The organism is Acinetobacter sp. Li1LvA2 (assembly GCF_056156705.1).
In genome coordinates this window covers 285,581-307,772 of sequence record NZ_JBSICF010000002.1, presented here as the reverse complement: position 1 = coordinate 307,772, position 22,192 = coordinate 285,581, and the positions used below count along the sequence as shown (strand labels likewise).

General features: G+C 36.3%; 25 protein-coding genes. 12 read left to right on the top strand and 13 right to left on the bottom strand.

Translation table 11 applies throughout. The features are described from left to right. The first annotated feature begins 9 nt into the window (after positions 1-9). The 3 genes from eutC (at position 10) to ACS604_RS06015 (ending at position 1,974) form a co-directional block, all read left to right on the top strand. Entirely contained in the window at positions 10-825 is an 816-nt protein-coding gene (gene eutC, locus ACS604_RS06025) for an ethanolamine ammonia-lyase subunit EutC (RefSeq protein WP_474770765.1), read from the top strand. Positions 826-991: 166 nt separating this feature from the next. Next, complete coding sequence (locus tag ACS604_RS06020) at positions 992-1,714, top strand: glutamine amidotransferase (RefSeq protein ID WP_005306584.1); 723 nt, start codon at positions 992-994, stop codon at positions 1,712-1,714. Positions 1,715-1,860: 146 nt separating this feature from the next. Next, the gene (locus ACS604_RS06015) at positions 1,861-1,974 is read left to right on the top strand and encodes a hypothetical protein (protein ID WP_227556118.1); all 114 of its coding nucleotides are present in this window, start codon (positions 1,861-1,863) and stop codon (positions 1,972-1,974) included. A gap of 114 nt (positions 1,975-2,088) precedes the next feature. Here ACS604_RS06015 and ACS604_RS06010 read toward each other — a convergent pair whose 3' ends face one another. Further along, complete coding sequence (locus ACS604_RS06010) at positions 2,089-3,816, bottom strand: glutamine--tRNA ligase/YqeY domain fusion protein (protein WP_474770760.1); 1,728 nt, start codon at positions 3,814-3,816, stop codon at positions 2,089-2,091. Between the two features lie 168 nt (positions 3,817-3,984). Between ACS604_RS06010 and ACS604_RS06005 the strand changes: the two genes are divergently transcribed. Next, positions 3,985-4,494 carry a peptidylprolyl isomerase gene (locus ACS604_RS06005; protein ID WP_004791583.1) on the top strand — a complete coding sequence of 170 codons (510 nt, stop codon included), beginning with the start codon at positions 3,985-3,987 and terminating at the stop codon, positions 4,492-4,494. A 15-nt stretch (positions 4,495-4,509) separates the two neighbouring features. Then, a complete protein-coding gene (locus ACS604_RS06000) occupies positions 4,510-5,229 on the top strand; it encodes a UDP-2,3-diacylglucosamine diphosphatase (RefSeq protein WP_174741891.1) in 720 nt (239 codons plus the stop codon). Between the two features lie 7 nt (positions 5,230-5,236). On the opposite strand, the gene ACS604_RS05995 is transcribed toward ACS604_RS06000, so the two are convergent. Further along, positions 5,237-5,467, bottom strand: coding sequence for a hypothetical protein (locus ACS604_RS05995; RefSeq protein ID WP_174741889.1), 231 nt, complete (start codon positions 5,465-5,467; stop codon positions 5,237-5,239). Positions 5,468-5,606: 139 nt separating this feature from the next. Here ACS604_RS05995 and nfsB point away from each other — a divergent pair, with 139 nt between their 5' ends. Further along, positions 5,607-6,260 carry an oxygen-insensitive NAD(P)H nitroreductase gene (nfsB, locus tag ACS604_RS05990; RefSeq protein WP_474770758.1) on the top strand — a complete coding sequence of 218 codons (654 nt, stop codon included), beginning with the start codon at positions 5,607-5,609 and terminating at the stop codon, positions 6,258-6,260. A 35-nt stretch (positions 6,261-6,295) separates the two neighbouring features. On the opposite strand, the gene ACS604_RS05985 is transcribed toward nfsB, so the two are convergent. The 5 genes from ACS604_RS05985 to tsaE form a co-directional block, all read right to left on the bottom strand. Further along, complete coding sequence (locus tag ACS604_RS05985) at positions 6,296-7,156, bottom strand: EamA family transporter (RefSeq protein ID WP_474770755.1); 861 nt, start codon at positions 7,154-7,156, stop codon at positions 6,296-6,298. Between the two features lie 141 nt (positions 7,157-7,297). Further along, positions 7,298-7,819: an RNA chaperone Hfq gene (gene hfq / locus ACS604_RS05980; RefSeq protein ID WP_004791573.1), complete on the bottom strand. Its 522-nt coding sequence runs from the start codon at positions 7,817-7,819 to the stop codon at positions 7,298-7,300. Between the two features lie 94 nt (positions 7,820-7,913). Next, positions 7,914-8,858 carry a tRNA (adenosine(37)-N6)-dimethylallyltransferase MiaA gene (miaA, locus tag ACS604_RS05975; RefSeq protein WP_049836982.1) on the bottom strand — a complete coding sequence of 315 codons (945 nt, stop codon included), beginning with the start codon at positions 8,856-8,858 and terminating at the stop codon, positions 7,914-7,916. 6 nt (positions 8,859-8,864) lie between these two features. Further along, positions 8,865-10,814, bottom strand: a complete 1,950-nt coding sequence (gene mutL / locus ACS604_RS05970; protein ID WP_174759387.1) for a DNA mismatch repair endonuclease MutL — start codon at positions 10,812-10,814, stop codon at positions 8,865-8,867. Further along, complete coding sequence (gene tsaE, locus ACS604_RS05965) at positions 10,807-11,280, bottom strand: tRNA (adenosine(37)-N6)-threonylcarbamoyltransferase complex ATPase subunit type 1 TsaE (RefSeq protein ID WP_174732331.1); 474 nt, start codon at positions 11,278-11,280, stop codon at positions 10,807-10,809. The genes mutL and tsaE overlap by 8 nt, the downstream gene beginning before the upstream one ends. 120 nt (positions 11,281-11,400) lie before the next feature. On the opposite strand from tsaE, the gene ACS604_RS05960 reads away from it, so the two are divergent. The 3 genes from ACS604_RS05960 to ACS604_RS05950 all read left to right on the top strand — a co-directional run bounded on the left by ACS604_RS05960 (position 11,401) and on the right by ACS604_RS05950 (position 13,270). Further along, on the top strand, positions 11,401-12,309 hold the full coding sequence (locus ACS604_RS05960) for a pseudouridine synthase (protein ID WP_474770751.1): 909 nt from the start codon (positions 11,401-11,403) through the stop codon (positions 12,307-12,309). Positions 12,310-12,419: 110 nt separating this feature from the next. Then, on the top strand, positions 12,420-12,728 hold the full coding sequence (locus ACS604_RS05955; RefSeq protein ID WP_151963107.1) for a type II toxin-antitoxin system RelB/DinJ family antitoxin: 309 nt from the start codon (positions 12,420-12,422) through the stop codon (positions 12,726-12,728). 98 nt (positions 12,729-12,826) lie between these two features. Beyond that, a complete protein-coding gene (locus tag ACS604_RS05950; protein WP_174732695.1) occupies positions 12,827-13,270 on the top strand; it encodes a GNAT family N-acetyltransferase in 444 nt (147 codons plus the stop codon). On the opposite strand, the gene ACS604_RS05945 is transcribed toward ACS604_RS05950, so the two are convergent. Together ACS604_RS05945 and ACS604_RS05940 are read right to left on the bottom strand one after the other, a co-directional pair. After that, entirely contained in the window at positions 13,263-13,967 is a 705-nt protein-coding gene (locus ACS604_RS05945) for a pseudouridine synthase (protein WP_474770747.1), read from the bottom strand. The genes ACS604_RS05950 and ACS604_RS05945 overlap by 8 nt on opposite strands. A gap of 101 nt (positions 13,968-14,068) precedes the next feature. Continuing rightward, on the bottom strand, positions 14,069-14,287 hold the full coding sequence (locus tag ACS604_RS05940) for a hypothetical protein (RefSeq protein WP_016140601.1): 219 nt from the start codon (positions 14,285-14,287) through the stop codon (positions 14,069-14,071). Positions 14,288-14,538: 251 nt separating this feature from the next. Here ACS604_RS05940 and ACS604_RS05935 point away from each other — a divergent pair, with 251 nt between their 5' ends. Next, positions 14,539-14,991 carry a DUF441 domain-containing protein gene (locus tag ACS604_RS05935; protein ID WP_262445380.1) on the top strand — a complete coding sequence of 151 codons (453 nt, stop codon included), beginning with the start codon at positions 14,539-14,541 and terminating at the stop codon, positions 14,989-14,991. Between the two features lie 62 nt (positions 14,992-15,053). Here ACS604_RS05935 and ACS604_RS05930 read toward each other — a convergent pair whose 3' ends face one another. Both ACS604_RS05930 and ACS604_RS05925 read right to left on the bottom strand, forming a co-directional pair. Then, positions 15,054-15,974, bottom strand: coding sequence for a LysR family transcriptional regulator (locus ACS604_RS05930; protein ID WP_002122195.1), 921 nt, complete (start codon positions 15,972-15,974; stop codon positions 15,054-15,056). Between the two features lie 289 nt (positions 15,975-16,263). Continuing rightward, on the bottom strand, positions 16,264-17,061 hold the full coding sequence (locus tag ACS604_RS05925) for a DUF4198 domain-containing protein (RefSeq protein WP_474770741.1): 798 nt from the start codon (positions 17,059-17,061) through the stop codon (positions 16,264-16,266). Between the two features lie 242 nt (positions 17,062-17,303). Here ACS604_RS05925 and ACS604_RS05920 point away from each other — a divergent pair, with 242 nt between their 5' ends. Continuing rightward, on the top strand, positions 17,304-18,497 hold the full coding sequence (locus tag ACS604_RS05920) for an MFS transporter (protein ID WP_151963110.1): 1,194 nt from the start codon (positions 17,304-17,306) through the stop codon (positions 18,495-18,497). A gap of 32 nt (positions 18,498-18,529) precedes the next feature. Here the strand turns inward: ACS604_RS05920 and ACS604_RS05915 are convergent, their stop codons facing one another. Further along, a complete protein-coding gene (locus ACS604_RS05915) occupies positions 18,530-19,513 on the bottom strand; it encodes an ion transporter (protein WP_049836989.1) in 984 nt (327 codons plus the stop codon). 119 nt (positions 19,514-19,632) lie between these two features. Next, positions 19,633-20,067, bottom strand: a complete 435-nt coding sequence (locus ACS604_RS05910) for a hypothetical protein (RefSeq protein WP_353156193.1) — start codon at positions 20,065-20,067, stop codon at positions 19,633-19,635. Between the two features lie 660 nt (positions 20,068-20,727). Here ACS604_RS05910 and ACS604_RS05905 point away from each other — a divergent pair. Continuing rightward, complete coding sequence (locus ACS604_RS05905) at positions 20,728-22,185, top strand: DASS family sodium-coupled anion symporter (protein ID WP_474770737.1); 1,458 nt, start codon at positions 20,728-20,730, stop codon at positions 22,183-22,185. The last annotated feature ends 7 nt before the right edge of the window (positions 22,186-22,192 follow it).

Below are 22,192 nucleotides of genomic sequence, written 5' to 3'. Positions count from 1 at the left end.
GAGAACGCCATGAAACTGAACCGTGATATTCAATACCCTTCCTCTACTCATCAAGATCAGTGGGAAAAACTTAAACAGTTTACTGATGCCCGCATTGCTCTGGGCCGTGCGGGTTGTAGTATCCCAACACGGGCCTTACTTGAGTTCCAATTGTCGCATGCGCAAGCAAAAGATGCGGTTTATCAAACTCTGGATGTTTTCTATTTATCAGAGCAATTAGCACAAAGGCAGTTGCAAAGTCTTCATGTTCAAAGCAATGCTCCTAATAAGGAAATTTACCTCAAACGTCCAGATTTGGGGCGCCAGCTTTCAACCCCATCAAAAGGTGCCTTAAATAAGAAATATGCAGAAGAGCCTCAACAATATGACGTTTGTATTGTTGTAGGTGACGGTCTCTCTGCAAGAGCGATTGAAGCGAATGCTATTCCATTCATTACAGAGCTAAATGAACAAATTCAGCAAGAAAACTGGAACCTCGCACCAATTGTACTTGCCACAGGCAGTCGGGTTGCTTTAGGTGATGAGGTTGCTGAGATCTTTAAGGCATCCATGCTTGTGATGCTGATTGGTGAGCGCCCAGGTTTAAGCTCTCCTGACAGTATGGGAATTTACTACACATGGAATGCATATTCAGGCTGTATTGATGCTAAGCGTAATTGTATTTCTAATGTCCGCTCTGCAGGCTTAAGTATTCCAGTTGCGGTACAACGTTTAATGACATTAATGAAAAAATCAAAACAGCTCGGCTTTTCAGGAGTTAATTTAAAAGATGAACATCAACTTTCAGATATAGGTCTTGAGGGAACTCAAAAGCTATTATTTTAAACAGTAGAATATGTTTAGGGATTTATTGATAAATAGATAATCCTTTGCATAACAACATCATTTTAACGAAAAATATCAATTTTCAGGTATTGACGATTTATACAGATATTTTCTTCTTTATATTTATCGCTATACTCCACCTATTGATCTTCTATGAATCATTTGTATGAGCACAACAAACGCCTTCCCAAAAACTATTTATGCCATTCAGCATCTTGCTTTCGAAGACTTAGGTTCATTAGAAGATGTCTTTTATCAACTCGGATTTCGTGTCCGTTATTTTGAGGCAGGTGTTGATGATTTAACCCCTGCTTTTTCACATGAAGGTTTAACTATTATTTTAGGCGGTCCAATCGGAGTTTATGAAACTGACGATTATCCATTCTTAAAAGATGAAATCACTTTACTCAAACAACGTTTAGCAGCTGACAAGCCTACACTTGGTATTTGCCTAGGTGCACAGCTTATTGCTCATGCACTTGGCGCAAAAGTATATGCAGGACATCAAAAAGAAATTGGCTGGGGACCACTGAGCTTAAGCTTACGCGCTAATCAGGTTTTATCTGGTTTGCTTAACAATGTTCATGTTCTACATTGGCATGGCGACACTTTTGATCTTCCTGAAAATGCGGTGTTATTAGCAAGTTCCGATGTTTACACCAATCAGGCATTTGAAGTTGGTAATAATATTCTGGCCTTGCAGTTCCACATTGAAACGACTGAAGAACATTTTGAAAAATGGCTCATTGGTCATACATGTGAACTTCGCCATGCCAATATTTCAATTCCAAAACTTCGCGAAGAAAATCAGCAATATGCTCAAAACCTTGAACATGCTGCTTTTGATGTTATTCAAAAATTTCTTAAACGAATTGGATATAGTGGTTAATCGCTTTTTTATTACTACAAATAAGTTTAAATGCTTTTTTATTAACCAAAAGGTAGAATAATAATCTATCTTTTGGAACATTTTATATTAAATTAAGTGTACTGCTTCACTCTACTTTTCTTCACAAATATAAATAGTTAATCATTATGGAAATCCTGAAATTTATTAAAAGCTTTAATACGGTTAATACCTATTTATCGCTAGCATCTATTCTTCTTATAATCATTGTTCTTTATTTCTACGTGGTTAATCCGGCTTAGCTTATTTGCCAAAGCACCATAAAGCATAATATATGTAAGAAAATAGATATAAAAAAGCCCAACTGAGTTGGGCTTTTTTATATCTGCTATTTGCTCAAAAACATTTTACGCGTCTTATTTTTTCTCAGGCTTAAAGCTATCTTTTAAATCGAGAATACGATTAAACACTGGTTTTTCAGGTGAATGATCGTGTTGATCAGCAACAAAATAACCTTCGCGTTCAAATTGGAAACGATCTTCTGGATTCGCTTGTGCCAAAGCAGGTTCAATTACAGCTTCTAACAGTTGTAATGAATCCGGATTTAAGTTCGCCAAGAAATCATCACCTGTTTCAGGATCTGCTTCCGTGAACAAACGATCATAAATACGTACTTCAGCAGGAATACCTTTTGTTGCAGATACCCAGTGAATTACGCCTTTCACTTTACGGCCTTCAGGGTTTTTACCTAAGGTTTCTGGGTCAATTGAACATTTAAGCTCAATGACTTCACCATTAGCATCCTTAATAACTTCATCACATTTAATGACATAAGCATGGCGTAAACGCACTTCACCGTCAGGAACTAAACGCTTGAAACCTTTTGGTGGTACTTCTTCAAAGTCTTTACGGTCAATATAGATTTCCTTAGTTAAAGGAATCACACGGTCACCCATATCCACGTTTGGATGGCGAGCATGTGTAAGATCCATATCTTCTGGTAAATTAGTTAAAGTCACTTTAAGTGGACTTAAAACAGCCATTCCACGCGCAGCTGTATTTTCCAAAGATTGACGAATACAGAACTCAAGCATTGCAACATCTACAATACCGTCAGTTTTAGACACGCCTACACGCTTACAAAACTCACGTAAGCCTTCTGGTGTGAAACCACGACGACGCATACCCACTACAGTCGGCATACGCGGGTCATCCCAACCATTCACATGACCACCTTCCACCAATTTACGTAATTTACGTTTTGATGTAATGGTATAATCCACATTTAAACGTGAAGATTCATACTGATGTGGAACCGCTTGGGATTTTACCTTTTCTACAATCCAGTCATAAAACGGACGGTGATCTTGGAACTCTAATGTACAAAGGGAATGAGTAATCCCCTCGATCGCATCAGACAATGGATGAGCATAGTCATACATTGGATAGATTTTCCATTTATCACCTGTTTGGTGATGTTCTGAATGCAATACACGGTATAAAATTGGATCACGCATGTGTACGTTTGGACTTGCCATATCAATTTTGGCACGTAAAACAGCTTCACCCTCTTTAAATTCGCCACTACGCATTTTTTCAAAACGCGCAAGGTTCTCTTCAACAGATGCATCACGGTATGGTGAGTTTTTACCCGGTTCAACAAAACTACCGCGGTTTAACTTAATTTCTTCTGGTGATTGTAAATCAACATAAGCATCGCCTTGTTCAATAAGTTGAACAGCCCATGCATATAATTGATCAAAATAACCCGATGCATAGCGCGGTTCACCATTCCAGTTAAAACCAAGCCATTTCACATCATTAGCAATACCGTCAACATACTCTTGTTCTTCAGCATCCGGGTTTGTATCGTCAAAACGTAAATTACATAACCCATCAAATTCTTCAGCTACACCAAAGTTTAGGCAAATTGCTTTTACATGACCAATATGTAAATAGCCATTTGGTTCTGGTGGAAAACGCGTTACGATCTGCTTTGCACGCCCAGCAGCCAAGTCTTCTGTAATGACTTGGCGAACGAAATCTAAGCCAGCCTGTTGTTCTTGCTGCGCAGAATCGACAGAGGCATGAGTATTCGGTGTCGGGTTATTTGGCAGGCTCGAGACAACATCATTAGGCTTCATAGTGTATCAATCACTTCTTTGTAGATAAAATTTCGAAAAATTTAAACGCTATCTTCATTTTTCACAAAGATTTTAACGTTTTTTACTTGCCTTGTAGTTTACAGTTTGCTTATGCTTCTCTCAACCAAAAACCCATGGTCATAAGCCCATGTTTAGGAGATTAATGTAATGAGTTTTCCTCAAGTCGAATTAAACACCAATAAAGGTCGTATTGTTCTTGAACTGAATGCTGAAAAAGCACCTAAAACAGTAGCAAACTTTTTAGAATATGTACGTGACGGTTTTTATGACGGCGTTATTTTCCACCGCGTCATTGATGGTTTCATGATCCAAGGTGGCGGTATGGATGAAAACTTCAAAGAAAAAGCGACACGCGATTCAATTGAAAACGAAGCTGATAACGGTTTAAGCAACGACGAAGGTACGATTGCAATGGCGCGTACTCAAGCTCCTCACTCAGCGTCTGCTCAATTCTTCATCAATGTAAAAAATAACTCTTTCTTGAACCATACTTCTAAAACTGCTCAAGGTTGGGGTTATGCTGTATTTGGTAAAGTTGTTGAAGGTTTAGATGTTGTTGAAGCGATCAAAGGTGTTCGCACTGGCAACCGCGGTTATCACGCTGACGTTCCTTTAGAAAATGTAGTAATCGAATCTGCTAAAATTATTTCTGAATAATTTTAGGATAAAGCTGTGACTTATCTGTTTATCTCAGATTTACATTTGTCACCTGAACACCCTCGACTCGTTCGAGGGTTTTTAGACTTATTGGTGCATTACGAGCATAAAAATACTCAACTCTACATCTTAGGCGACTGGTTTAATGCCTGGATTGGAGATGACTATTTAGCACCATGGCTTGATGAAATTGTTGAGGCCTTAAAAGACTTTAATCAAAAAGGGAATCAGGTCTACTTTCAAGTCGGTAATCGTGATTTTGCGCTTAATCAAGTTTTCCTCAATAAATTTAATGGCGTCTTACTCCCTGACATTTATTCCCTCAATATCGCAGGACATCAATATCGTCTAGAACACGGCGATGCATTATGTACAGATGATATTTCTTATCAAAGATTTAAAAAGATTATTCGAAATCCGCTCTTAGTTGCTCTTTTACGCCGGACTCCTCTCAGTTTTCGCACTAAACTAGTGAATGGCTTTCGCAAAAGAAGCTCCGCTGATAAACAACAAAAAAGCTATGAAATTATGGATGTAAATGAACAAGCTGTTATTTCTGCTTTAGAAGATGTAGATATACTGATTCATGGGCATACTCATCGCCCTTCAATTCATCAGGTACAAGCTAAACAACGAATTGTTCTTGGCGATTGGCGTGAAGACCAGGCTTATATTTTGGAAATTGATCCATCCTCAAATACGCAACAGCTCGAATTGATTGTCTGGAGTTATTAACTAGAAATTAGTCACTTTTTATTTCAACCTTCAATTCTTTAATTTTTTTATTTAAATCAGAATCGTAAATCACACACATGCTGGCAATAAATATAAATTTCCAGTTTATATGTGCATGATCGTGATACTCAATGTATAAAATAAGAAGACTCAATACAAATGTAAGAATAATAAAGGCTTTAACAATTCTAATTTCTCGCAGCTTACTCTTTGCATTTGTTGGCATTAAATCAATCATTTTCAATAAATTACTAAACTTTTATATAAACATTATATTTCTTTATCAAATTACATAGGAAATGTTTTTGAATAAAATAGCGTATGATGGCAAAGATTAAATTCTCTCAATTGCCATAAGATTGATATGGAGCACACCTATGGACCTATTGAATTCTGTTAAAAGTCGCTATACAACAAAAGCGTATGATTCTGAAAAGAAAATTCCTCAAGAAAAAATTAATAAATTATTAGAAATTTTACGTTTTACCCCTTCTTCAGTAAATATTCAGCCTTGGCATTTCGTAGTTGCAGATAATCAGGCAGCTAAAGAGCGAATTGCAAAAGCCTTAACAGGTAAATATGCCTACAACGCTCCAAAAGTACTCGAATCATCACACACACTTATATTTTGCACAAGAACAGATATTTCAGCTGAATACTTAAATCAATTGCTTGAGCAAGATGATTTGAGTGGTCGTTTTAAAGATGAAAAAGCAAAGCTCGGTCAAAAAGATACTCGCCATGGCTATGTTGAATTCTATCGAAATGAGCAGAAAAATTTATTTGGGTGGATGGAAAATCAAACATTTATTGCTTTAGGGCAACTACTTTTTGCTGCGGGTTTAGAAGGAATTGATGCAACGCCAATGGGCGGCTTTGATGAAGATATTTTAAATACTGAGCTTGGGTTAACTGAAAAAGGCCTGCGTAGTTCAGTCATTGTTTCTCTAGGTTATCGCAGTGAAAACGATTTCAATGCCAAATTACCTAAATCACGCCTACCAGATGAAGTTATTTTTACCTATTTATAAAATGAAAATGGTTCAAGAGATTCAACTCTCTTGAACTATAAACTCATTGCCCGAGCTAAACAAAGTACGCCACTGATCCCCAATAAAATACCCAAAGTGGTAGACCATTTTAATTTTTCTTTATATAAAAGAACGCCACTTGCAATTCCTAATAACACAACGAGAATATTCATACTTGCAAAAACAATTGCAGGTGAATTCTTTAAAAGGATATGAGCCTTCACATATAAAGCAATATTTGAAAAATTAAGCACACCTAATACTAATCCAGCGATAGCACTTTTAAGCTGCCATTTTTGGGTTTTCTGCACCAATAAATATGAAATTGATAATATAAAAGATGTAATAAAAATAAGATTCAACGTGAGGGTAAATTGAAGACCTAAACTACTCGTATATTTTAAGAGAATGTCTACCGCGGCATATCCACACCAAACACTTAATAGAGCAACAACTGCTTTTCGAGATTGATGATTCGAAGAAGTATTCATTTGTCCAAATAAGACGAGTAAGACTGCAAAAACTCCTAGACCTATTCCCCACAGCTTTAATGCATTAAATTGCTCATTAAAAATGAAATAAGCTGCGAGTAAAGAAAGTACCACGGAAAGTCGTTGTGCAACCTCAGTTTTAACAATTCCTGCATATTCTAATGATTTAGCTAAACATAGAAAAATACTGGGCAAAATCATTCCTAATGCAACAATTAACCACCAAGGTGTCTTTTCTATTGAAATATGTTGAATATCTGGCTGAAACCACCAAAAGCAAAGAAGACTTGCACTCGCATAATTCCATGCAATCATTTGTAGCGGCTGGTAACCTTTTTTCTTTAAATTTTTTAATAGGATGGACACCAAAACACTACTTAAAGCAGCAGCTAATATTAATAGCATCGATTAAAACTCTATTTATTTAGATATATCAGCCATAATGATCAAATTACGACTGATGTTGAATTAAATATTTTAAATTAATTTATAAATAAACATAAAAAAAGCCAGTCATTATCTGACTGGCTTCTTTTTAGATTTCAATTAACGATTATTTTCGTCTTCTTGACCATCTTCAAATTTAGTATCGTTGTCAAAACCACCTTGATGACCACCGAAACCGCCTTGACCACCGAAACCGCCTTGACCACCGAAGCCACCTTGACCGCCGAAGCCGCCGCCTTGACCACCGAAGCCGCCTTGACCGCCGAAGCCACCTTGACTACCACCAAAGCCACCGCCTTGACCGCCACCAAAGCCACCGCCTTGACCGCCACCGAAACCACCAGTAGGTTGACCACCGAAGCCGCCTTGTGTGCCACCTTGTGCTGGGAAGCCTGTACCTTGCGCGCCTGCTGGGCGTGGGTTACGTGCTGGAACAACAGTTGAAATAGCGTGTTTGTAAACCATTTGACTTACTGTATTTTTTAATAAAACAACATATTGGTCAAAAGATTCAATATGACCCTGTAATTTAATACCGTTCACAAGGAAAATAGAAACAGGGATACGTTCTTTACGGAGAGAATTTAAGAACGGATCTTGTAAAGTTTGACCTTTAGACATTTTTAACTCCAAAAAAAAATTTTTAAATCAGCGCAAAAAAACTATCTTTATTTTTCAACTAAAAATTATAAAAAGACAGTGTGCAAATTTTGCTTTATCCATAAGAGTTTCGCAAGTCTTCTTTCGCCTGCTTTATCGTCAAGTAAGTTTTAAAATCGTGTATTTCTTGCAAAGAACGTAACCACGTATATTGACGTTTGGCAAGTTGTCGTGTTGCAAATAAAGCTTTATCCTCCATTTCACGTTTACTTTTGAGACTTAAGTCACTTTTTAATAGAAATTCTAGTGCTTGTCGATAACCCACTGAACGCATTGAGGGTAAATTTTCATCTAAATCGTATTTTTCAATTAGAGCTTCAACTTCACTCAAAAAACCGATATCCCACATTTTGCTTAATCTTTGCTCAATGCGTTGATGTAATTCTACCCGATCTGGAAGTAAAGCATAATTATGAAATATGTATCGATATGGTACGTTTTTTGGTTGTTCTGCCTGCAATTTCGTAATTGGTTCACCCGTAATCTTATAAACTTCTAATGCTCGAATAATCCTTTGCTTATCAGTCACATTAAATTTTATAGCTGCAGCAGGATCTACAGAAACCAACTCATCATAAACGGCTTGCCAGCCTTCATTTAAACCTTTTTCTTCAATTGCTGCGCGAACTTGAGCATCAGCACTCGGCAAATTACCAGACAACCCTTCTAATAATGCCTTAAAGTACAACATGGTGCCTCCTACCAGAATAGGAGTCTTACCGCGTGAATGCATATCATCAATTAACTTACATGCATCTTCAACAAACTGAGCAGCTGAATAAACTTCAAGAGGCGTAATAATATCAATCAGATGATGAGGATAGAGCGCTTGCTCTTCACGCGTTGGTTTAGCCGTGCCGATATCCATATCTTTATAGACGAGTGCGGAATCAACAGAAATTAGTTCAAAATTTCCACGCTCATATAATTCACATGCCAAAGCGGTTTTTCCGCTCGCAGTTGGTCCCATTAAATTGATGACGGGCAATTGATTTGACATGTAAAACTACTCTCCTCGAGCAAATAATTTATCTAATTGAGATAATGGAAATGCACGCCAAGTTGGCCGCCCATGGTTACATTGGCTCGCAAATTCAGTTTGTTCCATTTGACGGAGTAAAGCATTCATTTCTGACAGGCTGAGTTGTCGATGTGCACGCACTGCTCCATGACATGCCATTCCAGCTAATAACTCGTCTCTCTTTTGAAGTAACCCTTGGGCTTCATCATTTGGATCTAAATCATTTAAAAGTTCTGGAATAAGATTTTCAAAATCTGCTTTTTGTAATATGGCAGGCACACCGCGAACAATAACTTGCTCATCGCCATATAAATCAATTTCCAAACCTAAGCGCTCAAGTTGAGGTTTTAACTCCTCTACCCTGACGGCCTGCATACGGCTAATAGAAATGACTTTAGGTATAAGTAACTGCTGAGATGTCCAAAATTCAGGTTTATCCCAAGCATTTTTCATTTGTTGTAATAAAATACGCTCATGTGCCGCATGCATATCAACAATAATAAGCCCTTCGGTATTCTGCGCTAGAATATAAATTCCATGAAGTTGAGCAATTGCGATACCTAAAGGAAACTCATCAACTTTAGTTACTGGTTCAATATTTTCATTTACTGAAAAAGTAGCAGGTTGGTCACGTAGAGGCGCTAAGTATGTCTTTAACGCATTATTTAATTGAGCAGAACCATTATATTTTGGTGTTTGATCTGCATAGTGAACAGCTTGCGGACGACTAGCGTTAAAATCGGTTAATAACTCTGTTGGTGCGTGCTGAGTCTGTGGTTCACTATCTGAATTTAAAGTTTCATTTGCTCGATGCAATGAAAATTGTTCTTGGTATTTCGGCTGTGGTTGTACTGAATAATCTGATTGTTCATCTACTTTCATCGCTTGAGCTAAATCAGCACTCGCTGTCTGAAATTGCGATAGCGTTTCTTTTGCATAATGCCTTACAAACTCATGCACTTCTCTTTGATTTAAAAAGCGAATTTCATGTTTTGTAGGATGAACATTGACATCAATATTTTCAGGATCGACTTCTAAAAAAAGCAGATAAGATGAATGTTGATGACCATGTAAAATACCGTCATATGCCATACGTAACGCATGCGAAATTGTTTTATCTTTGACAATACGCCCATTTACATAGACATATTGCATATCAGCCTGCGCACGTGCATCAGAAGGATGGCCAAGCCATCCCGATAAACGCATGCTAATACTTTCAGCATCCATCCAATATGCATTTTGTACGAATTGAGAACCTAATAATTGCTGTACTCGCTGAAAACGCAGCTCGCCGCTATCAGCTATAGGTAAATTAATTCTAATATTATCATTATGCTCAAGCACAAAACGTATATCGAAATGTGTTAGAGCCAGACGGCGAACAATCTCTTCGATATGCCCAAATTCAGTGGTTGGTTTTTTTAAAAATTTACGTCGTGCAGGAACATTAAAAAATAAGTCCTGAACACGTATATGGGTTCCCTTTTGAGCAGCAACAGCTTGTACTTCTTGATGATCAAATGCTGTGCCATTTACTTCAACTTGATGGCCAATACCACTTTCATCTTGGCTACTCGTCAATGTCAATCTTGAAACAGCGGCAATCGAAGCAAGTGCCTCCCCACGAAATCCTAAACTTACAATAGCGTGTAAATCTTCTGCCGTTTTAATTTTACTTGTGGCATGACGCATAACAGCTAGTGCTAAATCTTCAGAATGAATACCATGCCCATTATCAATAATTTCTATTAGGGTCGAACCGCCTTGAGCAATTCGCACAATGAGTTCAGTTGCACCAGCATCGATAGAGTTTTCTAATAATTCTTTAACAACAGATGAAGGACGCTCAATCACCTCACCAGCAGCAATCTGGTTGGCTAACGCTGCGTCTAATGTATGGATACGACGTTGTGTTAGCTTTTCATCAGTCATGAAGCTGTTCCTGCAAAGTCTGATACAAATGTTCTGTAGGTAAAGTTAGGGTTACTAAACGGCTCAACTCATCATCTGACTTTTGAATATCAATAATGATATCGGCCTCTGGAATTTCATCGCCACCTTTTGATGGCCATTCAAATAAAAATAATGCGTCTGTGATATCTAAATAATCACGGATTCCCATTAATTCAAGTTCGTACGGATCATTCAAACGATATAAGTCAAAATGAAAAATTTCTTTATTATTAATTTTATAGGGTTCAACGAGTGTATAAGTTGGACTTTTAACAGAGCCCTTGTGGCCCAATGCCTGTAAGAAATAGCGCGTAAGTGTGGTTTTACCCGCACCTAGATCCCCAATTAAATAAATTACACCCGACTGAACATGCTGCGCCAAAGCTTGAGCTAAACGCTCAGTATCTTCTTCATGATTTAAGACCAATTTCAATGAATACGACATAGCACACATAACATGATTCGAAATAATCGATATGATAACATTGCCCTGCCTTAAAAGCCTACTTAAGCCCTAGAAGTTGGCTTTTTTTATATCAATTTTCTTACATATTTACACTTTTTTATGTCTAGTCCGAACGATTTTTTGCCACCTATGATTGATGGTGTAAGCGCAAGCCAAGTCTATCTTCCTGCACACACAAATACTCGAACTATTTATGAGTATCTATGCCAACATTTCCAACATATTAAAGTGCAAGAGTGGCAGGAACGATTTCAAGATGGACTTATTTATGCAGCAAATGGACAAAAATTAACATTAGACAGTCCATATCAAAGCAACACGCATATTTTTTATTATCGCTTTCTTGCATATGAACCACATGTTCCATTTGAACATCGGATTTTATTTGAGAATGATGATTTAGTGGTGGTCGATAAACCCCATTTTTTAACGATTAGCCCGACTGGACAATATGTTCAAGAAACGCTTTTAGTTCGTCTAAAAAAACAAACAGGCAATGAATTTTTAACCCCTATTCATCGTCTAGACCGTGAAACTGCTGGTGTTGTTTTATTTTGCAAACGGGTAGAGTCGCGTGGTATTTATCAACAATTATTTGCAGAGCGCCAAGTCAATAAAATTTATCACGCTGTTGCACCCTATAGAAAAGATTTAAATTTTCCTCAGACATTACATTTGCATTTAGATAAAGGTCATCCTTTTTACACTATGCAAGTTATAGAAAATGCAAAAACAAATACCGAGACTTATATCGAGCTGATCGAGCACAATCAGATTTGGGCAAAATATCGCTTAACCCCAACAACAGGTAAACAGCACCAACTTCGGGTACATCTTAATTACTTAGAAATTCCGATTAAAAATGATCCATTTTATCCATTAGTTCAACATAAGGCTGAAGATGATTTCTCTGAACCATTACAGCTGCTAGCTAAGCACATTTCATTTATAGACCCCCTCACAAAAGAGGGAATGTCTTTTAATTCTGAGTTTGAATTGACATTGTAATGTAACCGTAATGACAAAAAGATTATTTTTTATGCCAAAAAGCATTGAAATTACATTTCGATGGTTTAAAATAAATTCCTAAAAATTAAAATCATTTGGTTTTATTATTCATGCGAAAAACAGAAGTTTATCAGGTTCGACTTGACTCCCAAGAGAAAAAACAGGCCTTTGCTGTTTTTAAACAATTGGGAATTACACCTGCACAGGCGGTACGACTTTTTTTTAAACAGGTCGTACTCACTAAATCTATTCCTTTTGCAATCGAAAATCAGAATATTAATATGGAACAATTATTAAAACTGAGAAAAGCAAAAGCATCTTCATTAAACCAAAATCTATCAACTTTAGCTGAAGATGATGACCATGAAGATTTATTTGAAGAACTTAATGCACTTCTTGGTGAAAGCGACAAAACTTAACACTGTTGCATTTATAAACAAGTTTTAACGTCAAAAAGCTCTTTTTTTCGTTATGCTCTCTTTGTAAAAACATAATGATAAGTTACAAGGAGTGCCAAATGATCGTTAGACGAGCGACTTTTGAAGATTTAGAGCAACTCGCCGTTTTATTTGATGAATACCGCCAGTTTTATGGGGCCTCTTCTAATTTTAATGAATCTCTTCACTTCCTTAAACAACGTTTTGAGAATAGAGAAAGTGTGTTCTTCATTCATATTAAAGACGATAAAATTACGGGTTTTGTTTTACTCTATTTAGGTTTTTCTTCGGTTGCTTGTTCAACTTACTATATCTTAGATGATGTCTATGTTACACCCGTTTTCCGTCGCCAAGGTTCAGCTAAACAGCTCATCGATACAGCAATCTTATTTGCAAAACAAGAGAATGCTTTGCGGATTAGTTTGGAAACTCAAGGCAACAACCATGAATCTCATCGCTTATATGAAAAAATGGGATTCATTCGAGATAGTGAGTTCCAAACTTTCCATTGCTTTCTTAAGTAAGATTTTGAGCGAGCTGTTTTTGTTGTTCAGATAAATAAACCCATTCTCCATCTTCAAGTTCAGGCAAAACCAATTGCCCAATTTGATGGCGATGTAATGCTGCCACCTTATTTCCTACCGCTGCAATCATTCTTTTTACTTGATGATAAACACCTTGATGAATCGTCATAGTTAATTGATGCGTTTCTAATATCTCCACATCAGTTGCAGCAAAAACACCTTTTTCTTGATGCAAACTCACTCCTTGGCTCAACATTTTAATTTGCTCAGGTGTAACCGGATCTATAGTCGTAACATGATAAACTTTTGGAACATGTTTACGGGGATGAGTTAAAGCTTGAAGATATTTACCATCATCGGTCAGTAAAAGTAAGCCTGTGGTATCTTGATCTAAACGACCAATGGCTTGCACACCCCGTTGAATCAATATTTCCGGTAAAAGACTAAACACGCTTTGATGATGATGAGGCTGATGTGAACACTCAAAACCTTTTGGCTTTTTTAGAGCAAGGTAAACTTTTTCTCGATATTGATAAGTTTCCCCAAAAAGAGAAAACTCTAAATTTTCTGGAGAGAATTGCTTCTTGAGATCATCTGCAACCTCTCCATCAATACTTATAGATCCGTTTTTTATTAACTGCTGACAATATTTACGTGAACCAAACCCTTGTGATTGTAAAATTTTTTCCAGCAGCATGAAGTTTTCTCTTTAGAACTAAGCTGTTATTTTAACGTAGTTTCCACTTTTTACTAAACGCTACGAGCAGCTCTTTACACTTACTTCATTCAACTCACACTTTATTCTTCAACTACTCGATAAATATTTTCGTTCTGTTCACTTTCAAATAATAATTCGGTAGTAGGCAAAATAATTTCATTATCAACAATAATATGTTCAATACGTTGGCTCAGCTTTAAAGGCTCATTTTCATGTTCCACTAAATTTTTCTTTAGTTGCGCTTTTGCATCATGAATCTGGTCAAACTGATCTTTGATTTTGATATCAATAATGTCCATAAATCTATCCTGTACTCATGAGTAATGACTATTTTTATATCACACCTTTAAGAAAATAAAACTTTTAACTTGTTAATTTATATAACATTGTTTCCAAGCGTAACCAGAAATTAAAAATCTTTATCATTTATAGATATACAATGATTTTTTATCAAAAATAAGATTTAAAATCAGCTATATCTTTTAAAGCGTTCACATCAACACTCTTAAATATTATACAATTCCACTTATTTGCTTCCTCCGCACTCCCCATGCTTGCCCAATTTGATGTGAATTTAGTTGTTTTACTCGTCCTGCTGATTTGCGGCTTATTAAGTCAAAATGCAGCTGTAACGATTGCAGCAGGTGTGCTCATTGTCGTTAAAATTACGCCATTAAATGAATTTTTCCCCTATATTCAAGCTCACGGTCTTAATTTAGGAATTCTTATTTTAACGATTGGTGTACTTACTCCAATTGCCAGCGGGAAGCTCAGTGGAGAGAGTATTTTAAAGTCATTTATTAGTGCTAAATCACTGGTGGCTATCGCAATTGGCTTATTAGTCGCTTGGTTAGGTGGTCGTGGTGTAAAACTAATGTCAAGCCAACCTGACGTGGTTGCGGGTTTACTGATTGGTACGGTTGCTGGTGTTGCTCTACTTCGTGGTGTACCGGTCGGCCCTCTGATTGCAGCAGGCTTACTCTCTTTATTTATTGGTAAATAAGAAGTCGATATTAAAAAAGGTGCAATTAAGCACCTTTTTAACACTTAGGCTAAATTATTTTTTTAGCCAGAATAATAGGCATTTCGTTTTAAAGAAAACTTTTCTAACTGCTTTAAAAATCCTTCAAAATAACTTTTCTCTTTTTCTTCAGTTCGATAACCCGCATATAAAGTTCGTCTTAAACCTGTAGGAGAAACACAATCTAAACGACGGCTTGTGACCCACCCCTTTTGTTCATATTCATTTACTACCCAATCAGGTAAAGCAGCAATACCTCGTCCACTTGCAACAAGTTGAATAAGCATTTGGGTTAAATCTGTTGTTCGTATTTGCTTAGGCTGAATATTCGCAGGAATGAAAAGTTTAGACATGATATCTAAACGGTGCTTATCAACTGGATAAGTAATTAAAACCTCTTCGGCCAACTCTTGAACTGTAATATTCTCAGCCCGCACCAAAGGATGAGTATTTGATAAGACTAACCGTGATTCGTATTCAAAAATCGGAAAATACTCAATTCCTTTTAATGCAATTGGGTCTGCTGTAATCAGCAAATCAAATTCAGCATTTTGTAAGAGTTCATGCGGATTGGCTTCAAAACCTGAAGCGAAGTCTAAATCTACATCTGGGTATTGCTGGCGATACTGATTTAATAAAGGCATTAACCAGTCAAAACAACTATGGCATTCCGATGAAAAAATAATTCTGCCAGTCTGTCCATGCACAATACGCGTGATATCACTGTGGGTAATCTGAATTTGTGGCAAAACATCATCAGCTAACTTTAATAAGCGCTGTCCAACATTAGAAAAACTAACAGGTCTACTTCGACGATTAACAACTTCTACCCCGTACCAATGATCTAATTCTTTTAATTGATGGGAAATGGCAGATGGCGTTAAACAAAGGTCATTTGCTGCCGAAACTAATGAACCATGCTCGCGTAAAGCAACGAGAGTTTTAAGGTGGCGTATTTCTAACATGGGCACAAGCCTACAAAAAGAGATTTATCTATAAATGCAAAAAGCTCATATTCGCTTTTCCATAAAACTTTCGATAAATCTGCATTAATGAATTTTATTCACTTTAACATAAAATTAGTTAGTTTGTCTCAACATGAATTTTATTTCACTATTTTTGCTTGGGATGAATTTAGGTATCTTTAAAAATGAAGGGAAATTAAAACGATCTCATAAAGTTTTTAAAGTGATTAAAAAAGTATGAAAAACAAAAATAGACCTCATAAAGGTCTATTTTTTAAAACATTAAAAATTACTGTGCTAATACATTTAAGCTAATAATCGTATAACTCTGGTTTTTAGGTTTTACTTTCAAGTTTAGGGGAGCTGTTACTTCTACTAAGTACTCTCCAGCTTTTGGAAATCTAAGCTCAACCTGACCATTCTTTTCTGCCTTAAACTGCTTTACTTGTTTGTCAGTTGCACCCTTTTCTCTTAAATTAACTTCAGCATAAGCTAAAGGCTGGCCCTTTTCAGTTATAGCTAATTTAACTGGTTGAGCAGCTTTAATTTGGTTTGGATGTACGGAGAAACTAACTTTAATCGGTGTATTAGGAAGCTGAATATCTGAAACTTTTCCCTTAGAAAGATAACTCTGCAATATCCACTCACGTGTTACTTGCTCTGGTTTAATTGTTTTTGTTTCAAGGTCAGTCGGAATCAAATATTCACGTTCTGCTTTCGGTGGAGCTTTATCAGCTGGCATATCAAAAAATAGATGCCATTCTTTTTGGTCATATACATATTTTAAAGGATAACTTGCCTGAGTTTGAACAATGTATGTGCCTTCTTCAGGTAGATCTACATCAAAAACAGTTACAGACTTATGTACAGCTTCTGAGTTGATGGTTTTAAGCTCATTTTTAGGTGTAATTACAGTAAGCTTGGCATCCTTTAAAGCATATTCACTATTTAATGCTTCTTCAGCATAACCAGCAATTACAGGTACTTGAGTCTGTTCAGTTTTATAAGCTACAGGTGCTACATAAGGTTCGTGAGCAAAGCCTGTTGTACATATCAATGCAAGGGACGTCATTAGAAATCTATTCATTATTACAAAATCCTGTTGTATGCAAAGTGAAAAAATCAGACAAAATATAAGCGGATACAGTATACACAAATAAAAATAATTCTTATTATCATTCGTTATTTTTTATTATTTATAGATCAAAACGTGAAAATTTAAATTTACCTCATTTAAATATGTAATCATTTTCTCATTAATTTAGTTTTTTATTATTCTGTTCTCTTTTCCCTTATACTTCTCTTTTTTGTGTCTTTCCTCAACTTATTATGGCGTCCCCACAATCTCCTCTTTCTACACATCAACACTATTCACTCTTTTTAGCAATTTTCTCTCTCGCTGTAGGTGGTTTTTGTATTGGAACTACCGAATTCGTCGCAATGGGACTGATTCAAGAAATTGCAAATAACTTAAATATTACTGTACCTGAAGCTGGTCACTTTATTAGTGCTTACGCATTAGGTGTAGTTATTGGCGCTCCTATCATTGCTATTCTCGGCGCCAAAGTACCTAGAAAAACTTTATTACTTTGCTTAATGCTTTTTTATGGTGTAGCTAATGCCTTTACCGCTTTAGCTCATACCCCCGAAACTGTTTTAATCTCACGTTTCATTGCAGGTTTACCACACGGAGCATATTTTGGAGTTGGTGCATTAGTTGCAGCAGAACTCGCTGGCCCATCAAGAAGAGCTTCTGCAGTTGCCCAAATGATGATGGGTCTTACAGTCGCAACTGTAATTGGCGTTCCTCTCGCGACGTGGTTAGGTCAAAATTTTGGCTGGAGAGCTGGTTTTGAGTTTTCAGCAACCTTTGCTTTCGTCACTTTAATTGCTGTTGGCTTTTTTGTACCCAATATTCCAGTCCAAGCTACTGCCAGTATAAAAACAGAATTAGCTGGTCTTAAAAATATCAACATGTGGTTAACACTAGCAGTAGGTGCTATCGGTTTTGGAGGCATGTTTTCTGTTTATAGCTATGTCTCACCAATTTTGACTGAATATACAAAAGTTAATATCCAAATTGTCCCTATCGCTTTAGCTATCTGGGGTATCGGTATGGTTATTGGTGGCTTAGCAGCGGGATGGCTTGCAGATAAAAACTTAAACAAAACGATTGTAGGTGTATTAATTAGTTCAGCAATCGCTTTTGTTGTTGCCAGTTTCTTAATGAGTAATATCTATAGTGCTATCGCTTCATTATTTTTGATTGGTCTCACCGTAATGGGATTAGGCGGAGCATTACAGACTCGTTTAATGGATGTAGCAGGTGATGCTCAAACACTAGCAGCGTCACTCAACCACTCTGCCTTTAATATGGCCAATGCATTAGGTGCATTTTTAGGTGGATGGGTACTCAGCCACCAAATGGGTTGGATCGCGCCAATCTGGGTAGGCTTTGTTTTGAGTCTCGGTGGTCTTATCATTTTACTTATTGCATTTGCTGTTGAAAAAGCCAGTAAGTAAATTTAATCAAAGAAAATGCTAACTTATTATTTCTAATCAGTTAGCTTTCCACCACAGTGTGGGCAATAACATTTTTTCTCTCTAACAGACTCTTCCTGTTCTAATACTTTTTCTCGCATAATTTGAACAATCAGGTTATGCGCCTGCTCTTTGGGTAGACCAACTTTTTGACGGATTCGTTCTATTTCAACTTCATCATGTAAAATATCAATACCTCGTACTTGAAGTAATTCACGAAATTCTTGCTCTAGCCTTTGATTACGCTGGTTAAGTTCATTTGCAAGCCCCGATGCCAAAATACCAGCTGGTAAAGCCGCAATACCAACACCCAAAATTGTAATGAGTGCCCCCAATAACTTTCCTAAACTTGTCACTGGTGTTACATCGCCATAACCCACTGTGGTTAAAGTCACTACAGCCCACCACATAGATTTAGGTATTGAACTAAAAGCTTCTGGCTGAGCCTTGTTTTCAACCACATAAATTCCAGAAGCGGTCATAATAATCATAATGATTAAAATAAAGATAACAGCCTGAAAAGAACCTTTCTCACGTTTGATCACGCATAACAATATCTGTAGTGAGATAAAATACCGCGTTAATTTTAATAAGCGTAGTAAACGTAAGATTCTGAGCATACGAAGATCAATTCGTACAAAGAAATTGAGATAGGCAGGTAAAATTGCCATCAAATCAATAATTGCTTCTCCGCTTTTCATCCAGTTCAAGCGAATTTTCCATGCAGATTGTGTCGTATCTCGATCTGCAACACTCCACAGTCTTAATAAATATTCAATACTAAAAATTGCAATTGAAATAACTTCAAAATAGTCAAACCAAACACGATAGCTTGTGTACAAATCATTTACTGTTTCTAATAAAACGGCAGCGACATTACCAACAATTAAAACAACTAAAAAATAATTAATACATCTACTTACCGTAGTTTCATAGTCATGATTATGAAGATTATTATAGAAAAACTTACGCAATCCCTTCAACGCTGAATTTTGCATATTGATCTGACCACTTGATATTGAAGATATAGTAAGCTCTCGCTGCCTATTCACCAATACGGTCTTTAATAAATTTTCCTTAACTCGCTTCGGTAATTAGATTTTTATATTTTTCTACTTCAGCTCGCCGCTACACATCGGAATTCATTTTCTTTCCACCACATCACATCATAGATTCCCGGATGTGATTTTAAGATAATATTTATATAATTTTGCAGCACCATAATATGATGGGTAATATCAATTTTTCGAAATAAAAATTTTCTTAAAATAGGTGTATTGGGTGAAATAAAAATTGCGAATCCATTTCTATATTCTTCATAGACACTTATTCCAAGATACATCGTTATTTCAGGCAATGGAATTTCAATTTGCCATCCCCAATTTTCACTATATAGTTCTACATTTAAATGATATCTATTTCTCAATATACTAAAAATATATTGCGCGATGTCTTCAGTTTTTTGAACTAAAATCCCTCCTTCGTTAGAGTGCATTTTTTGTTCACATAGTTGATAATCATCAAATTTAAATTCAACTATTGTCTTTAGCATTCTCAAATTCCCTATATAAAATACCCATATTTTTTTTAATTATTTTTAAGTTCGTTTAATTATTTTAAAACAAAAAACCAGTTAATTACTACTATTATATTCAATTTTATATACATAAAATTTTAAAATGATACATTTAACATTTTTAAATAAACTCATGACTCATTTCACGCTTTCAATAAAATTAATAATTCAGAAAGACCAATTTTTATCCAATATTATATCTAAGTTATTTTATTTAATAATTTTTTAAACCTTTTATACATTAATCTAAATATATAATTTATTTTTTGATCATTAACATTTTCTAAAAATTAGTATTAGAATATATTAATTCAATTAGAAGTCTTTATCGCTTTTTTTAAAATTAACCATACTAAGTACTATTTATTAGACTGATATCTATACAGAGAATTTATCAATCTAGCATCAATTTTAGAGTTAAAATTTCAGAAAAACTTAACAAATTAGATTTAAATTAAGAAATATTTAACTTAAAAGAATGACTTTTTCATAGAAATGAAAGTTAGTACTTATCGCTTGTGATTTTTTGAATTCTTGAATCATTTAATCGATAATAGAACTTTAATACTTATGTCTTTAGCGATTTACTCATAAAGAGCTTTAACTTTTAATCATATGAAAACAAGGGGAAATTACATGGGATTTAAAGCCCTCCCTACACTTATTTCTTTATTTATTACATTGTTAATCTGGTTCGTTATTCCTGTACCAAATGGTGTTGATCCTGATGCTTGGCATTTGCTAGCAATGTTTGTCGGTGTAATTACCGCAATCATTGGTAAAGCGATGCCAATTGGTGCCATTGCCGTAATTGCAATAACTTTAGTCGCTATCACTGGGGTGACTAACACAAGCCCAAACGGTGCAATTCAAGATGCCCTTAGTAGCTTTGCTAACCCACTCATCTGGTTGATTGGTATTTCCATTATGATCTCTAAAGGTTTGCAAAAAACCGGATTGGGTGCACGGTTAGGGTATTTATTTATCGCAGTTTGGGGTAAGAAAACCATTGGGATTGGCTATAGCATGGTACTTTCAGAACTCATTCTCGCCCCTGTAACGCCAAGTAATACGGCTCGTGGTGGCGGAATAATTCATCCGATTGTACTGGCAATTTCTACTAGTTATGATTCTGATCCTGCTAAAGGTACCGAAGGTCGGATGGGAAAATATCTGTCATTGGTTAACTACCAAGCCAACCCGATTACCTCTGCAATGTTTATTACGGCAACTGCCCCTAACCCATTAGTCGTTGATTTAGTGGCAAAGGCGACCAATAGTGAAATTTCTTTAAGTTGGAGTACTTGGGCTCTGGCAATGTTACTGCCGGGTTTGATTGCATTAATTATTATGCCTTTGATTATGTATTTGATGTATCCACCCGAAGTCAAAGAAACGCCTAATGCAGCTCAGTTTGCTAAAAGTAAATTAAAAGAAATGGGCCCAGTCAGTAAAAATGAAATCATCATGCTTAGTGTATTCGGTATTTTATTGATGCTATGGGCAGGGATTCCCGCCATGATTTTGGGCTCTGCTTGGGCTGTTGACCCAACAACAACTGCCTTTATTGGTTTAGGATTATTGCTACTTACAGGTGTTTTAACTTGGGATGATATTCTTACGCAAAAGAACGCATGGGATACAATTACTTGGTTCGCTGCATTAGTCATGATGGCGACTTATTTAAATAAGCTCGGTTTAATCACGTGGTTTTCGAGTGTTTTAGAAACCAGTATTGGTCATTTAGGGCTAAACTGGATGCCTGCCTGTTTATTGTTAATGCTTGCTTATCTGTATGCACATTATATGTTTGCTAGTACCACGGCACATATTACTGCAATGTTTGCAGCCTTTTATACGGCAGGACTTGCACTTGGTGCACCGCCAATGCTCTTTGCTTTAATAATGGCAGCAGCTTCTAGCATTATGATGACATTAACCCATTATGCGACTGGCACTTCCCCTGTTGTGTTTGGCTCAGGCTACACCACACTCGGTGAATGGTGGAAAGCTGGCTTTGTCATGAGCGTGGTTAATATCATCATCTTTGTGGTGATTGGCGGACTTTGGTGGAAAGTGTTGGGGTATTGGTAGAATTTTT

What these genes read in the sequence shown, in the direction of transcription:
- ACS604_RS05910 (WP_353156193.1), bottom strand. Translation starts at nt 20,067, where the DNA reads ATGCTAAAGACAATAGTTGAATTTAAATTTGATGATTATCAACTATGT.
- tsaE (WP_174732331.1), bottom strand. Translation starts at nt 11,280, where the DNA reads ATGTCGTATTCATTGAAATTGGTCTTAAATCATGAAGAAGATACTGAG.
- ACS604_RS05960 (WP_474770751.1), top strand. Translation starts at nt 11,401, where the DNA reads ATGTCTAGTCCGAACGATTTTTTGCCACCTATGATTGATGGTGTAAGC.
- ACS604_RS06010 (WP_474770760.1), bottom strand. Translation starts at nt 3,816, where the DNA reads ATGAAGCCTAATGATGTTGTCTCGAGCCTGCCAAATAACCCGACACCG.
- miaA (WP_049836982.1), bottom strand. Translation starts at nt 8,858, where the DNA reads ATGTCAAATCAATTGCCCGTCATCAATTTAATGGGACCAACTGCGAGC.
- ACS604_RS05985 (WP_474770755.1), bottom strand. Translation starts at nt 7,156, where the DNA reads ATGCTATTAATATTAGCTGCTGCTTTAAGTAGTGTTTTGGTGTCCATC.
- ACS604_RS05945 (WP_474770747.1), bottom strand. Translation starts at nt 13,967, where the DNA reads ATGCTGCTGGAAAAAATTTTACAATCACAAGGGTTTGGTTCACGTAAA.
- mutL (WP_174759387.1), bottom strand. Translation starts at nt 10,814, where the DNA reads ATGACTGATGAAAAGCTAACACAACGTCGTATCCATACATTAGACGCA.
- ACS604_RS06020 (WP_005306584.1), top strand. Translation starts at nt 992, where the DNA reads ATGAGCACAACAAACGCCTTCCCAAAAACTATTTATGCCATTCAGCAT.
- ACS604_RS05925 (WP_474770741.1), bottom strand. Translation starts at nt 17,061, where the DNA reads ATGAATAGATTTCTAATGACGTCCCTTGCATTGATATGTACAACAGGC.
- ACS604_RS05935 (WP_262445380.1), top strand. Translation starts at nt 14,539, where the DNA reads ATGCTTGCCCAATTTGATGTGAATTTAGTTGTTTTACTCGTCCTGCTG.
- hfq (WP_004791573.1), bottom strand. Translation starts at nt 7,819, where the DNA reads ATGTCTAAAGGTCAAACTTTACAAGATCCGTTCTTAAATTCTCTCCGT.
- ACS604_RS06005 (WP_004791583.1), top strand. Translation starts at nt 3,985, where the DNA reads ATGAGTTTTCCTCAAGTCGAATTAAACACCAATAAAGGTCGTATTGTT.
- ACS604_RS05955 (WP_151963107.1), top strand. Translation starts at nt 12,420, where the DNA reads ATGCGAAAAACAGAAGTTTATCAGGTTCGACTTGACTCCCAAGAGAAA.
- ACS604_RS06015 (WP_227556118.1), top strand. Translation starts at nt 1,861, where the DNA reads ATGGAAATCCTGAAATTTATTAAAAGCTTTAATACGGTTAATACCTAT.
- ACS604_RS05930 (WP_002122195.1), bottom strand. Translation starts at nt 15,974, where the DNA reads ATGTTAGAAATACGCCACCTTAAAACTCTCGTTGCTTTACGCGAGCAT.
- ACS604_RS05905 (WP_474770737.1), top strand. Translation starts at nt 20,728, where the DNA reads ATGGGATTTAAAGCCCTCCCTACACTTATTTCTTTATTTATTACATTG.
- ACS604_RS05920 (WP_151963110.1), top strand. Translation starts at nt 17,304, where the DNA reads ATGGCGTCCCCACAATCTCCTCTTTCTACACATCAACACTATTCACTC.
- nfsB (WP_474770758.1), top strand. Translation starts at nt 5,607, where the DNA reads ATGGACCTATTGAATTCTGTTAAAAGTCGCTATACAACAAAAGCGTAT.
- ACS604_RS05995 (WP_174741889.1), bottom strand. Translation starts at nt 5,467, where the DNA reads ATGATTGATTTAATGCCAACAAATGCAAAGAGTAAGCTGCGAGAAATT.
- ACS604_RS05915 (WP_049836989.1), bottom strand. Translation starts at nt 19,513, where the DNA reads ATGCAAAATTCAGCGTTGAAGGGATTGCGTAAGTTTTTCTATAATAAT.
- eutC (WP_474770765.1), top strand. Translation starts at nt 10, where the DNA reads ATGAAACTGAACCGTGATATTCAATACCCTTCCTCTACTCATCAAGAT.
- ACS604_RS05950 (WP_174732695.1), top strand. Translation starts at nt 12,827, where the DNA reads ATGATCGTTAGACGAGCGACTTTTGAAGATTTAGAGCAACTCGCCGTT.
- ACS604_RS05940 (WP_016140601.1), bottom strand. Translation starts at nt 14,287, where the DNA reads ATGGACATTATTGATATCAAAATCAAAGATCAGTTTGACCAGATTCAT.